General features: G+C 76.0%; 13 protein-coding genes. 8 read left to right on the plus strand and 5 right to left on the minus strand.

The window, feature by feature from the left end; all coding sequences use genetic code 11:
• The first annotated feature begins 704 nt into the window (after positions 1 to 704).
• Genes DMH08_RS35075 through DMH08_RS35095 form a run of 5 tightly spaced genes read left to right on the plus strand, consistent with a single transcriptional unit; the run spans position 705 to position 3830 of the window.
• Positions 705 to 1259, plus strand: coding sequence for a hypothetical protein (locus DMH08_RS35075; protein WP_125620407.1), 555 nt, complete (start codon positions 705 to 707; stop codon positions 1257 to 1259).
• Positions 1256 to 1621 carry a hypothetical protein gene (locus DMH08_RS35080; protein WP_026404993.1) on the plus strand — a complete coding sequence of 122 codons (366 nt, stop codon included), beginning with the start codon at positions 1256 to 1258 and terminating at the stop codon, positions 1619 to 1621. Before DMH08_RS35075 ends, DMH08_RS35080 begins: the two co-directional genes overlap by 4 nt.
• A gap of 12 nt (positions 1622 to 1633) precedes the next feature.
• Positions 1634 to 2386 carry a LamB/YcsF family protein gene (locus tag DMH08_RS35085; protein WP_026404994.1) on the plus strand — a complete coding sequence of 251 codons (753 nt, stop codon included), beginning with the start codon at positions 1634 to 1636 and terminating at the stop codon, positions 2384 to 2386.
• Positions 2383 to 2985, plus strand: coding sequence for a 5-oxoprolinase subunit PxpB (pxpB, locus tag DMH08_RS35090; protein WP_125620409.1), 603 nt, complete (start codon positions 2383 to 2385; stop codon positions 2983 to 2985). Before DMH08_RS35085 ends, pxpB begins: the two co-directional genes overlap by 4 nt.
• Positions 2982 to 3830 carry a biotin-dependent carboxyltransferase family protein gene (locus tag DMH08_RS35095; RefSeq protein WP_125620411.1) on the plus strand — a complete coding sequence of 283 codons (849 nt, stop codon included), beginning with the start codon at positions 2982 to 2984 and terminating at the stop codon, positions 3828 to 3830. Before pxpB ends, DMH08_RS35095 begins: the two co-directional genes overlap by 4 nt.
• Here the strand turns inward: DMH08_RS35095 and DMH08_RS35100 are convergent.
• Positions 3827 to 4522: a histidine phosphatase family protein gene (locus DMH08_RS35100; RefSeq protein WP_125620413.1), complete on the minus strand. Its 696-nt coding sequence runs from the start codon at positions 4520 to 4522 to the stop codon at positions 3827 to 3829. The two genes, DMH08_RS35095 and DMH08_RS35100, sit on opposite strands and share 4 nt — an antisense overlap.
• Before the next feature lie 51 nt (positions 4523 to 4573).
• Positions 4574 to 5317: an SDR family NAD(P)-dependent oxidoreductase gene (locus DMH08_RS35105; protein ID WP_026404998.1), complete on the minus strand. Its 744-nt coding sequence runs from the start codon at positions 5315 to 5317 to the stop codon at positions 4574 to 4576.
• 71 nt (positions 5318 to 5388) lie between these two features.
• Here DMH08_RS35105 and DMH08_RS35110 point away from each other — a divergent pair, with 71 nt between their 5' ends.
• Complete coding sequence (locus DMH08_RS35110; protein ID WP_233618001.1) at positions 5389 to 6039, plus strand: TetR/AcrR family transcriptional regulator; 651 nt, start codon at positions 5389 to 5391, stop codon at positions 6037 to 6039.
• Positions 6040 to 6052: 13 nt separating this feature from the next.
• Here the strand turns inward: DMH08_RS35110 and DMH08_RS35115 are convergent, their stop codons facing one another.
• Positions 6053 to 7138, minus strand: coding sequence for a winged helix DNA-binding domain-containing protein (locus tag DMH08_RS35115; RefSeq protein WP_233618002.1), 1086 nt, complete (start codon positions 7136 to 7138; stop codon positions 6053 to 6055).
• A 72-nt stretch (positions 7139 to 7210) separates the two neighbouring features.
• Positions 7211 to 9811, minus strand: coding sequence for an AAA family ATPase (locus DMH08_RS35120; protein WP_125620415.1), 2601 nt, complete (start codon positions 9809 to 9811; stop codon positions 7211 to 7213).
• A 352-nt stretch (positions 9812 to 10163) separates the two neighbouring features.
• Here DMH08_RS35120 and DMH08_RS35125 point away from each other — a divergent pair, with 352 nt between their 5' ends.
• Together DMH08_RS35125 and DMH08_RS35130 are read left to right on the plus strand one after the other, a co-directional pair.
• Positions 10164 to 10859, plus strand: a complete 696-nt coding sequence (locus DMH08_RS35125) for a ribonuclease HII (RefSeq protein WP_051301343.1) — start codon at positions 10164 to 10166, stop codon at positions 10857 to 10859.
• 80 nt (positions 10860 to 10939) lie between these two features.
• Positions 10940 to 11587, plus strand: coding sequence for an endonuclease (locus DMH08_RS35130; protein WP_125620417.1), 648 nt, complete (start codon positions 10940 to 10942; stop codon positions 11585 to 11587).
• Between the two features lie 49 nt (positions 11588 to 11636).
• Here DMH08_RS35130 and DMH08_RS35135 read toward each other — a convergent pair.
• A partial coding sequence (locus DMH08_RS35135) for a TerD family protein (RefSeq protein ID WP_442778669.1) occupies positions 11637 to 12367 on the minus strand: 731 nt, incomplete at its 5' end.

Here is a 12367-nt window from a genome sequence, read left to right on the forward strand (position 1 = left end):
GCCCCATGCACGCCCCGGGCACGCCCCGGCCGTCCGCAAGCAGGCGCGGGAGCGGCGAAGCACCCGGCGGGCCATCGGCCCCCGGCGGCCGCGCCGACCCGCTCTCCACCGGCCCCACGCACGCCCCGGGCGCCCCCCGGCCGCCCGCAAGCACGCGCGGAAGCGCTTCAAGCAACGCGCCCGGCGGACCGACGGCACCCGGCGCACCCCAGGCGCCGCCGCACAAGCCGGGAGCACCCGGCGGGCCGACGGCTCCTGGCAGCGCCGCCGACCCGCTCGCAACAGGGCCCACGCACGACCAGGGTTCGGCTCGCCCGTCCGCAAGCGCGCGCGGGAGCGCCCCGAGCGACGCGCCCGGCGCACCCCAGGCGCCCCCACGCGAGCCGGGAGCACCCGACGGGCCATCGGCCCCCGGCGGCCCTGCCGATCCTCTCGCGACCGGCCCCACGCACGACCAGGGTTCGGCTCGCCCGTCCGCAAGCGCGCGCGGAAGTGTCCCAGGCGGCGCGCTCGGCAACGCGCCCGGCGGGCCGACGGCACCCGGCAGCGGAGCGCACGAGCCGGGCGCGCCCCGGCCGTCCGCAAGCACGCGCGGCGGACCGGCGGCACCGGGCGGCGCCGCCGACCCGCTCTCCGCTGGGTCCGCGGGCGAGCCCGGGGCGGCTCGGCCGTCTGCGAGCGCGCGCGGGGGTGTCGCAGGCGACGTGATCGGGGCGGCGGCCTCTGGTGGCGCCCCGGGCGGGTTGGACGACGTCGCGGCGGGGCAGTCGGTCGTGGTGATGCAGAAGGTCGTGCGCGGCGACCATGTGCGGCACTACCTGGAGGGCGGGTACGACCTGGTCGCCGGGTACGTGCACCGGTTCGAGGACGTGCGGGGGCTGGGCACGCCGGCGGCGGTCGTGCGGGCGCTGGGGCTCGTGTACGAGGGGTCGCCGTTCAGTCCGGCGGACGAGCAGGTGTTCGTGATCCGGTGGGCGGCGGCGAAGCCCGGGTTGTTCCGGCGGCCGCTGGGCGGGATCGACGAGTGGAGCATGGGGATCGTCCCGGGCGGCTGGGTGATCGAGAAGGCGCCGTTCCCGGGGTCGGGGTACGCGCCGGGCGAGGGGCCGTCGATCCCGGAGTTCAAAATCGACAGTCAGCGGCTGCCGCACGGGGCGGAGCTGTACCGGCTGGACGCGCAGGGGGCGGAGCGGCTGGTGGCCGTGTTCGACGCCGATCTGCGCAGGTGGCACGTGAAGCTGCCGGGAGGACGGGCGTGATCAGGCACGGGTACTACGCGGGCTGGCGGGGCGCCGAGTTCGAGGCGAGCCCGGACGGGGACCTGGTGCGGCTGTACGCGGACCGGGCGGCCGAGGGGTTCCGGCAGATCACCCCCGACCGGTACCTGCGGGTGGTTCCGGCGGCGGAGGTGGACCGCCTGCACTACGTCACGACGCGGTGCGTCTGGCGCGGGGAGCCGTTCGTGGTGCTGGGCGAGCAGGACGGGTGGCTGCGGGTGGAGTACACGGGCGGGAAGGCGCCGGTGGCGGAGCGGCTCGAGTTGGAGACGTTCGACCGGGGCGTGTACCAGGCGTGGGCGTCGCGGCACGAGGTCGAGGACGTCCGCGAGGAGATCGTCTGAGAAGGTCGTGGCATGGCGGTCATCGACATCAACGCCGACCTCGGCGAGGGGTTCGGTATCTGGGAGCTGGGCGACGACCTGGCGCTGCTCGACGTGATCACCAGCGCGAACGTGGCGTGCGGGTTCCATGCGGGCGATCCGCTGATCATGCGGCGGGTGTGCGCGGCGGCGGTGGAGCGCGGGGTGGCGATCGGCGCGCAGGTGTCGTACCGGGATCTGGCCGGGTTCGGCCGCCGGGAGATGGACGTGGCGGCGCCGGAGCTGACGGCGGAGGTGCTGTACCAGCTCGCGGCGCTGGACGGGATCGCGCGCGCGGAGGGCGGGCGGGTCGCGTACGTGAAGCCGCACGGGGCGCTGTACAACCGGGTGGCGCGGGACGAGGTGCAGGCGCGCGCGGTGGTGGAGGCGGTGCGGGCGTACGACGCGTCGCTGCCGCTGCTGACGCTGCCGGGGTCGGCGGTGCACGGGGCGGCCGGGGGGATGACGGTGGTGGCGGAGTGCTTCGCGGACCGCGCGTACACCCCGGAGGGGCGGCTGGTGTCGCGGCGGGAGCCGGGCGCGGTGGTGCACGACGCCGGGGAGGTCGTGCGGCGGGCCGTCCGGATGGCGGTGGACGGCCGGGTGGCGGCGGCGGACGGGAGCGATGTGGAGCTGCGTGCGCGGTCGATGTGCGTGCACGGTGACACGCCGGGCGCGGTGGAGCTGGCGCGGGCGGTGCGGGCGGCGCTGGCGGACGCGGGCGTCGCGCTGGAGCCGTTCGCGTGAGGGTGCTGCGGGCGGGGGACGCGGCGCTGCTGGTGGAGGCGGACGATCTGGCGAGCGCGCACCGGCTGGACGCGGCGCTGCGGGACGCCCGTCCGGCGGGGGTGGTCGACGTGGTGCCGGGCGAGCGGACCGTGCTGGTGGTCGCCGAGCCGGGCACGGACATGGACCGGCTCGCCGGCGTGCTGCCGGACCTGCCGCGGCCGGGCGGCGCGGCGGCGGGCGCGGAGCCCGTGGAGATCCCGGTCGTGTACGACGGGGCGGATCTGGCGGAGGTCGCGGAGCTCACCGGGCTGTCGGAGGAGGAGGTCGTGCGGCGGCACTCGGACGCCTGGTACACGGTCGCGTATCTGGGGTTCTCGCCCGGTTTCGGGTATCTGACGGGGCTGGATCCGGCGCTGCACGTGCCGCGCCGGGAGTCGCCGCGGACGGCCGTCCCGGCGGGTTCGGTGGCGGTCGCGGGACGGTACGCGGCGGTGTACCCGTCGCGGTCGCCGGGCGGCTGGCGGCTGCTGGGGCGGACGGCGGCGGTGCTGTGGGACGTCGAGCGCGATCCGCCGTCGCTGCTGCGGCCGGGGACGCGCGTCCGGTTCGTCCGTTGATCGAGGTGGTCCGGCCGGGGCCGCTGGCGACCGTGCAGGATCTCGGCAGGCCCGGCCTGGCGCATCTGGGGGTGCCGCGGTCGGGTGCGGCGGACGAGCGGGCGTTCCGGCTCGCCAACCGGCTGGTGGGCAATCCGGAGGGCGCGGCGGGCGTGGAGTTCACGCTGGGCGGGGCGGTTCTGCGTTTCCACCGTGCGGCGTGGGTCGCGGTCACGGGCGCGGCGCTTCCCGTGAGCGTCGGGGGGCGCCGGTGCGGGACGAACGCGCCGTGCCGTGTTCCCTCGGGTGCGACCGTGGAGTTCGGCACGCCCGTTTCGGGGTTGCGCAGTTACCTCGCCGTGCGGGGTGGAGTCGCGGTGGGTGCAGTTCTCGGGAGCCGGTCGACGGATCTGCTGTCGGGTCTTGGTCCGGAGCCGCTGAAGGCCGGCGACCGGATTCCCATGGGGCCTGCCACGGGCCTTGACCCCATCACCGTCGACATGGCTCCCGTTCCGACCGCGCCGGAGACGCCGGTACTGCGGGTCTTGCCCGGCCCCAGGGACGACTGGTTCACGCCGGACGCACTGCGCACGCTCACGTCGGCCGTGTACCGGGTGTCGCCGGACAGCAACCGCGTCGGGGTCCGCCTGGACGGTCCGGCGCTGCGGCGGTCGCGGCAGGGGGAACTGGGCAGCGAGGGGATGGTCACCGGGTCGGTGCAGGTGCCGCCGAGCGGGCTGCCCATCGTGTTCCTGGCCGACCACCCGACGACCGGGGGCTACCCCGTCATCGCGGTGCTGGCCGCCGCATCCGTTCCGGACGCGGCGCAGTTGCGGCCGGGGCAGCGGGTGCGGTTCGCGGTCTAGGTGAGCGGGGCGGGCGCGGACCGGTCCAGGTGCGCGACCTCGTTGAACCCGCGGATCTGGGCGAGTCCGCCGAGCCTGTACAGCCGGGAGATCGACCCGTTGTCGGGGGCGAGGAACGCGAAGGGGCGGGCGCCGGTCGCGGCGGCGAGGGCCTGCGCGATCACGCCGCCGTGGGTGAACACCGCGATGCGGCCGCCCGCGTGCTTCGCGGCGAGCCGGGTGAGGGCCTCCTCGACCCGCGCGGCGAACGCGTCGGACGCCTCGGCGCCGGGGATGACGTCCCAGCGCTCCTCGGCGAACATCCGCTGCGCGACCAGGTCGTTCTCGGCGACCTTGCGGCGCAGCGCGCCGCCCTCCCACGCGCCGAGGTGGACCTCGCGCAGCCCCGGTTCCACGACGGGTTCCATGCCGAGCCGGCGGGCGAGCGGCGCGGCCGTCTCGTGCGTCCGGCGCAGCGTCGTCACGTAGAGGGCGTCGAACGCCTCGCCGCCGAGCCGCTCGCCGACCTGCTCCGCCTGCTCCCGCCCCTCCGGCGCGAGCTCGGGGTCGCCCTGCCCGTCCACCAGCGGGAACGGGGCGTCGGCGCGGGCGGGGGCGGACGCGCCGTGCCGGATGAGCAGCACCTCGGTCGCGCCGTCCGGGGCTTTGTACCGCGTCTGCCGGTATTCGACCGGCGCATCCCGCTCGTCCACGGAACGCACCCTAGACGACCCCCGGGAGCCCCGCCCGCGCCGGGGCGTCCGCTACGCCAGGGCGCCCCCGTCGATGTCCAGGGCCGTCCCGGTGATGAACGACGCGCCCGGGCTCGCGAGGAACGCGACGCCCGCCGCGATCTCCTCGGGGCGGGCGTACCGGCCGAACGCGTTGAGGCCGCGCTGGAAGTCGGCGGTGGGACCGTCCGCGGGGTTCATGTCGGTGTCGGTCGACCCGGTCCGGACGACGTTCACGGTGATCCCGCGCGGGGCCAGGTCGCGCGCCGCGCCGCGGCTGTAGCCGAGGACGGCGGCCTTGGTGGCGGCGTAGTCGGCCACGCCGGACGAACCGGTGCGGTGCGACAGGTTGGAGCCGATCGTGATGATCCGGCCGTCGTCGGCCAGCAGCGGCGCGGCGGCGCGGACCGCGGCGACCACCCCGCGCAGGTTCACGTCGTACATGCGGTCGAACCCGGCGACGTCGTCGCCCTCCGCGCCGACCGGCCCGTAGGAGATCACGCCCGCGTTGTTGACCAGCACGTCCAGCCGCCCGAAGTCGGCGGCGACCGTCCGGACCAGTTCGGCGACCTGCGCGGGGTCGGCCATGTCGGCGCGGTAGGCGCCGCCCCGGCGGCCGGCCGCCTCGACGTCGCGGACGACCTCCTTCGCGCCGTCGGCGGACGCCACGTAGCCGACCGCGACGTCCGCGCCGCGCGCGGCGAGGGTGCGGGCGATCGCTGCGCCGATGCCCCGCGAGCCGCCCGTCACCAGTGCCACCTTGCCGTCGAGTTCCATTGCGACCTCCTATTGTGTACCGATCGGTATTGAACGAGACGATACTATACTGATCGATACACAATCGACCGGTGCGCGGCACGAGGGAGGAGACGCCGATGGCGACCGGACGTCCCCGCGAGTTCGACGTCGACGAGCGGCTCGACCGCGCCCTCGACGTCTTCTGGCGGCAGGGCTACGAGGGCACCGCCCTGTCCGACCTGACCGCGGCGATGGGCATCAACCGGCCGAGCCTCTACGCCGCGTACGGCAACAAGGAGGCCCTCTTCCGCAAGGTCCTCGACCGGTACGCCGAGGGGCCCGCCGGCTACGTCCGCGACGCCGTGGCCGAACCCACCGCGCGCGCCGTCACCGCGGCGATCCTGCGCGGCACGATCGAGGTCGTCACCGGCGGCCCCGGCGGCTGCCTGTTCGTCCAGGGCGCGCTCGTCACCGGACGGCAGAACGACGGCGCGCGCCGGGAGATCGAGGACCGGCGGCGCTTCTCGGAGCACATGCTGACCGGACGGTTCGACCGCGCGCGCGACGAAGGCGACCTCCCGCCCGGCACCGACACCGCCGCCCTCGCCCGGTACGTCTGGTCCGTCTCGTACGGCCTGTCGGTGCAGGCGGCCGGCGGCGCCTCACCCGACGACCTGCGGCGCGTGGCCGACACCGCCCTCAACGCCCTGCCCGGCGGCGCGTCCGGCGGCGCGCCCGCCGACCCCCCGCCGGACGCCTGACCCCGCCGACGCCTCAGGGCAGCAGCGCGCGCACCCTCTCCCGTTCGGCGTCGAGCAGGTCGGCCGGGACGTCCTCCCAGGCGGTGACGGTCACGTCGCCGTCCTCGGGCTGCCAGACGCCCGCCACGCGCCCCTCGTGCAGCACGACCGGCGAGATCCACCCGGCCGAGCGGCTCACCTCGCGCCGCCGCTCCGCCGGGATCAGGTACGTCGCGCCCGTCCCCGCACCCAGGACGTACTGGTCGAAACCGCCCAGCAGCCGGACGGGCGCCGCCGGTGCGGCGTCGAGCAGCTCGTCGCGGTGCTCGGCGAGCAGGTGCATCGGGACACCGTCCACCTCGACCGTGCACAGCTCGTCGCCCAGGGCGGCGAACCAGCCCCTGACGTCCTTCTTCCGGTTCGCCTTCCGGGTGAGCCAGGCGTCGAACATGTCGGGCGTGGCGGGCCCGTGGGCGCCCAGGAAGGCGCGGACGACCGTGCGCGCGGCCTCGTCGACCGGCGGGAGGCCCTTCCACCCCGGCAGCCGCCCCTCCGGGGACGCGAACGTGACGCGGGAGCCCTGCGCGGGCCCGTGGCACAGCACGCCCCACCACGCGAGCGGCTTGAGGAGGATGCCCCAACCGGACCCCAGGACCTCCCGCAGATGCTCGGAACCGGTGTCCTCGACGACGGCCCGCGTCAGCTCCTCGCGGGTGAGGACGGCCCCGCCCGCGAGCGCGCGCGACGCCGCCCCGGCGATCGCCTCCAGGTCGGCGGGCGTGGCGCCGAACGCCCGCTGCCAGCCCGGCTTCTCCCAGTGCCGCGCCGCCCCGCACAGCACCAGGTACGCCGCGGCCTCGTCGGCGGGCAGCAGGTGCAGCGTGCCCCGCATCGCCCACGTCTTGACGAGCGTGCGCTCGTCCAGCAGAGCCCGCGCGACCTCGCCCGGCTCCGGCTCCGCGCGCCGGACCGCCACGGCGAACGCCGCGGACGACGCCACCTGCGCCTGCACGCCGCCGAGACGGCGCGCGACGTCCACCGCGGACGCCGCCTCCGGACGCTCGACGAACTGCCGCCGCATCCGCCAGGCGAGAACCCGCTCCCATGTCATCGAGGCCATCCCCCGATTCAACCGCACACCACCGACACTCCGGACGCCACCGACACTCCGGACACCGCTCCGGGCGGCGCCTCAGGCGAGCCGGTGCGCCAGCTCCGCGAACGCGTCCCGGACGTCCTCGGCGGTGAGCACGGTCAGATCGGCGGCGGTCGCGGCCGACCCCAGCTCGGCCGCCCGCAGCGCCCGGCACGCGCACGCCTTCTCGTACAGCGACCGCGCGAACCGGCCGTTGCCGAGCTCGTCGATGCGGCCGGTGCCGCACGCCCGCTGGAACACCAGCGCCAGATCGTCCAGCGCGCGGTCCTCCCACTGGTCGCCGCCCTGCTCCGCGAGCCGCTGCGCGATCCGCAGCAGCTCGTCCGGCCCGTACGACGGGAAGTCCACGCGGACGTCGAACCGGGACGCCAGCCCCGGATTCGACGCCAGGAACCGGTCCATGTCCGCCTCGTACCCGGCGAGGACGACGACGAGCCGGTCGCGGTCGTCCTCCGCCCGCTTGAGCAGCACCTGCACGGCCTCCTGCCCGAACGCGTCGCCGCCCGAGTAGCCCGGGTTGCTGAGCGCGTACGCCTCGTCCACGAACAGCACCCCGCCGAGCGCCGAGTCGACGACCTTGTTCGTCTTGAGGGCGGTCGCGCCCAGATGCTCGCCCACCAGGTCGGCGCGCTGCGCCTCCACCACCTCCGGCCGGGCCAGCAGCCCGAACGCCGCGAAGATCCGCCCGAGGACGCGCGCCACCGTCGTCTTGCCCGTCCCCGGCGGCCCGGTGAACACGAAATGCCGGGTCGGCGGGCGGGTCACCAGCCCCTGCTCCTGCCGCATCCGCGCCACCTGCAGCTGCGCGGCGATCTCCCGGACCTGCCGCTTCACCGGCCCCAGCCCGATCATCGCGTCCAGCGACCCCAGCGCCTCCTCCAGCGTCGGCGTCTCGGCGTACCCGCGGAACCGCTCGGTGACCTCGGCGAACGCGGCCTCCACGTCCTCCGCGCGGAGCGTCGTCAGATCGTCCGCCGTGGGCCCCGGCCCCTCCCCGGACGACGCCGCCGCGTCCACCACGCGGACGTCCCGGGCGCGCGCCGCCGCCTCCATCAGCGACCGCACGAACCGCCCGTTGCCGAGGTCGTCGACGATGCCGCGCCGCTCCACCTCCTCGAACCGCGCGGCGAGCCGGCGGCGGGCGTCCGCGTCCAGCCGGTCCTCCCGCCGGGACGTGTGGTGCTCGGCGATCCGCAGCAGTTCGTCCGGCCGGTAGGACGGGAACCGGACCCGCGTCCCGAACCGCGACGCCAGCCCCGGGTTCGTGTCGAGGAACTCGGCCATCTGCGCGTCGTACCCGGCGAGGATGATCACCAGGTTGTCGCGGTCGTCCTCGGCGCGCTTCAGCAGCGTCTGCACGGCCTCGTCGCCGAACCGGTCGGGCTGCCCCTCCCCCGAGTTGACCAGCGCGTACGCCTCGTCGATGAACAGCAGCCCGCCGAGCGCGGAGTCGATCAGCCGGTTCGTCTTGATCGCGGTGGCGCCGAGGTACTCGCCCACGAGATCGGCGCGGTGCGCCTCCACGACCGTCGCCTCCGGCAGCAGCCCGAACGCGTAGAAGATCTTCGCGAGGACGCGCGCGACGGTCGTCTTGCCCGTACCGGGCGGGCCCACGAACACGAAGTGCCGCATCGGCTTCTCGGTGGGCACCCCGGCGGCGGCGCGCAGGTGCGCCGCCTCGATCGACGCGGCGATCGAGCGGACCTGCCGCTTGACCGGCTCCAGCCCCACCATGGCCTCGAGTTCGGCGAGCGCCTCCTCCACCGAGATGTCCGGACGCTCCTCCGCGCGGCGCCCGCCCGGCGCCTCGGGCTCGCCCGGCCGCGCCGGGTCGGCGGCCCGCGCCGCCGCGCGCTGCTCGTAGGCGGCCCGGGTCGCCGCGGGCACCCCGGCGGGCTGCGCCGGACCGTCCCCGCCGGACGCCCCGTCGTCGTCCCGGCGATCACGCCGGTCCGGACGGTCCGGACGGTCCGGGCGGTCGGCCCGCGGGCCGCCGGGGCCCGCGGCGGGCGGCATGTCCTCCTTCGGCGGCTTGGACCCCGCCTGCTCCTGCACCCACCCGGTCTCGTACTCGTCCGCGGGCACGCTGCGGCGCGCCTGGTCCCAGCGGTAGGCGAGGACGGCCAGCGCCGCGAGCCAGCCCGGGGCCGCGCTCGCCTGCGGCAGCGGCTGCGCCGCCGCGGCCGTGACCACCCCCGCGGCGCCCAGCGCGAGCACCGCCGTCCGCCACGGCGCGTAGCCGCGCAACCGGAACGCCACCCCCGCGACCGGGACGGCCAGCAGCGCCAGCAGGAACTCCGACGCCAGGTAGGGCGGGCGGCCGTCGTCCGGGTACAGGCGCCCCAGCGGGATCGACAGCGCGAGCCAGCACGCCACCACCGCGACGACCGCCATACCCGTCGGCGACCGCAGCGTCAGGTGCACGACGACGAGCAGGATCACGGCGAACGCGGCCGTGCCCAGCACCGGCCCGTCCAGCACCACCATCGCCGACAGCACCAGGCCCACGAGGAGCAGCCCGCCCAGGAAGCGGAGCCCGGGCGGGACCTGGAAGTAGCGCCAGCGCAGGCGCTCGAAAAGATCCCGTGCCGCGACGCCGGTCGCCGGGCGGGAGCGGGACCTGTCGAACGAATCCATCAAAAGCGAGTAAAGCGCAGTGGCGCGCCGAACGGGACTCCCATGGCGCGGTTCGTCGTCTCTTACAAAGACACTTGCATCACCTTCCGGCAACCGAATGGAGCGTGCCCGGCCGACCGGACCAGGACATTCGTCGCCCCGACGTGCCCGGACGCGCGCCGGCCGCACCGCGCCCTAGGATCTGGACGCCGGGCCGCGCCGACGCGGACCGCCGACCGCGCGCCGAACCAGGGGGACCCCAGTGACCGACCCGACCGGTGCCCTGCCGGGCCTGGACGACACCGACAGCGCCACCGACAGCGGCACCGGCGGCACCGGCCCCGCGCCCGTCCCGCGCGCCGCCGGGTACGAGATCGAGCGCGAACTGTGCGCGGCGCTCGGCTCCGGCGGCCGTCCCGTCCGGATCGCCGGGGTGGACGAGGTCGGCCGCGGCGCGTGGGCGGGACCGGTCGTCGTGTGCGCGGCGGTCACCGACCTGAGCGCCCCGCCCGCCCTGCCCGGCCGCGGCGGCCGCACCGTCGCGCTGACCGACTCCAAGCTGCTCACCCGCGCGCACCGCGAGGCGTTCGCCGAGGTCCTGCCGGGCTGGCTCGCCGGGCACGCCGTCGGCGCGGCCGCCCCCGAGGAGATCGACGAGGTCGGGATGACCGAGGCGCTGCGGCGCGCCGCCGTCCGCGCGCTGGAGGCGCTGCCCGACCCGCCCGACGTGGTGATCCTGGACGGCAAGCAGGACTTCCTGCGGCCGCCGTGGCGGGTCCGCTGCGAGATCAAGGCGGACCAGCGGTCGGTGACGGTCGCGGCGGCGTCCGTCCTGGCGAAGGTCCACCGGGACCGGCTCATGGCCGGCCTCGACGCCGCGTTCCCCGGCTACGGGTTCGCCGACGGCGCCGGGTACCCGTCGCCCGCCCACCAGCGGACGCTGGCGGAGTCGGGGCCCACGCCGCACCACCGGCTCTCGTGGTCGTACCTGGACGACCTGCCGCGCTGGCGGCACCTCAAGAAGCACCGCGACCCGCTCGCCGGAGAGGGCCAGCTCAGCCTCCTCTGACCGCCCGCACCGCCCCTTCACGTCCGGAATGAGTCATCTCCCCCGGTCCGGGTAGGGCCGGTCGGACGGGAGGTGGTCCCATGGACGCTGTCGTGAAGAAGCTGCTGCGCGAGTCCGGGGCGACGTTCAGCGAAGAGGCCGGGTTCGAGCTCAAGGACGCGCCCGCCGCGCTGTTCAAGCTGCTCGTCCTCGCCAACCTGCTCAGCGCCCGCATCTCGTCCGGCATCGCGCTGTCGGCGGCCCGCGAGCTGTTCGCGGCCGGCGGCGGGACCGCGCGGGGCATGGCCCGGCTGACCTGGCAGGAACGGGTGGACGCGCTGGGCCGCGGCCACTACGTCCGCTACGACGAGAGCACCGCGTCCCGGCTGGGCGACACGGCCGGGATCGTCCAGGACAGGTACCGGGGCGACCTGCGGCGGCTCGCCATCGAGGCGGGGCGCGACCGGCGGCGGGCCGGCGAGCTGCTCCGGGAGTTCCCCGGGATCGGGCCGACCGGCGCGGACATCTTCTGCCGCGAGGCCCAGGCCGTGTGGCCCTGGCTGCGTCCCTACGTCGACGACCAGGTGAAGAAGGGCGCCGAGCGGCTCGGCCTGCCCACCGACCCCGACGACCTCGCGGGCCGGGTCGCCGGCAAGGACCTCGCCCGGCTCACCGCGGCGCTCGTCCGCGTCGGCCGCGACAAGAAGCTCGCCGACTCGTTCAAGGAGGCGGCCGCGGCCGGCCGCTGAACCCGCCCGCCGCCTTTACACAGTACGGTAACCGCGGGTCGGCGGGCCGTCACCCCTTGCCGCGGGAGGCGACCCACTCCAGGTTCCAGCCGTACGCCTGGTCGACCGACATCTTGCCCCAGCGGGGACGGCCGGCCGGCGGCAGGACGAACCGGCCCTCGCGGTGCACGACCAGCTCCCCGTCCACGTTCTCGATGAGCGCGAGGACCGCGTCCCGGGAGCGGTCCACGCAGTCGTCCATCCGCATCTCGATCGGCGGCGAGCCGACCGGGTAGAGGGTGGCGATGGCGTCCAGGCCGCGGAAGTCGTCGGCGCCGTCGTAGATCTCGGCGAACACGAGGATGCGCTTGAAGTCGGCCGTCCGGTCCAGGTTGATGTGGAGGTTCTCGCCGGACTCGACCGCGCCCGTCCGGTCGTCCTTGTCGAGCCGGATGTACGGCGGGCGGTCGAGGGCGCCCATGTCGCCGAGCGCGTGGATGATGCCCTTGCGGCCGTCCCGCAGCTCCCACAGGCAGCACAGGTCCAGGTCGAGGTCGACGCCGCGGCGGCGCTTGCCGAACAGGCCCGTGGCGACGCCCTCGCGCGCCGTCCAGTTGAGGTTCACGCGCATGTGCCCGGACGTCGCGCCGTGCTTGGTCAGCGACACCGACGGGGCGCTCTTGGTGAGCGAGATCTTCCCGCCCTGCACCTGCGGCCCCGGCGCGGGAGCGGCGGGCGCGGCGGGCGCGGGCGGCGCCGCCGGGGCGGCGGGCGCGGCCGCGGCCGCGGGCGGTTCGGGGG

This window comes from Actinomadura sp. WAC 06369, assembly GCF_003947565.1.
Classification (GTDB): Bacteria; Actinomycetota; Actinomycetes; order Streptosporangiales; family Streptosporangiaceae; genus Spirillospora; species Spirillospora rifamycini.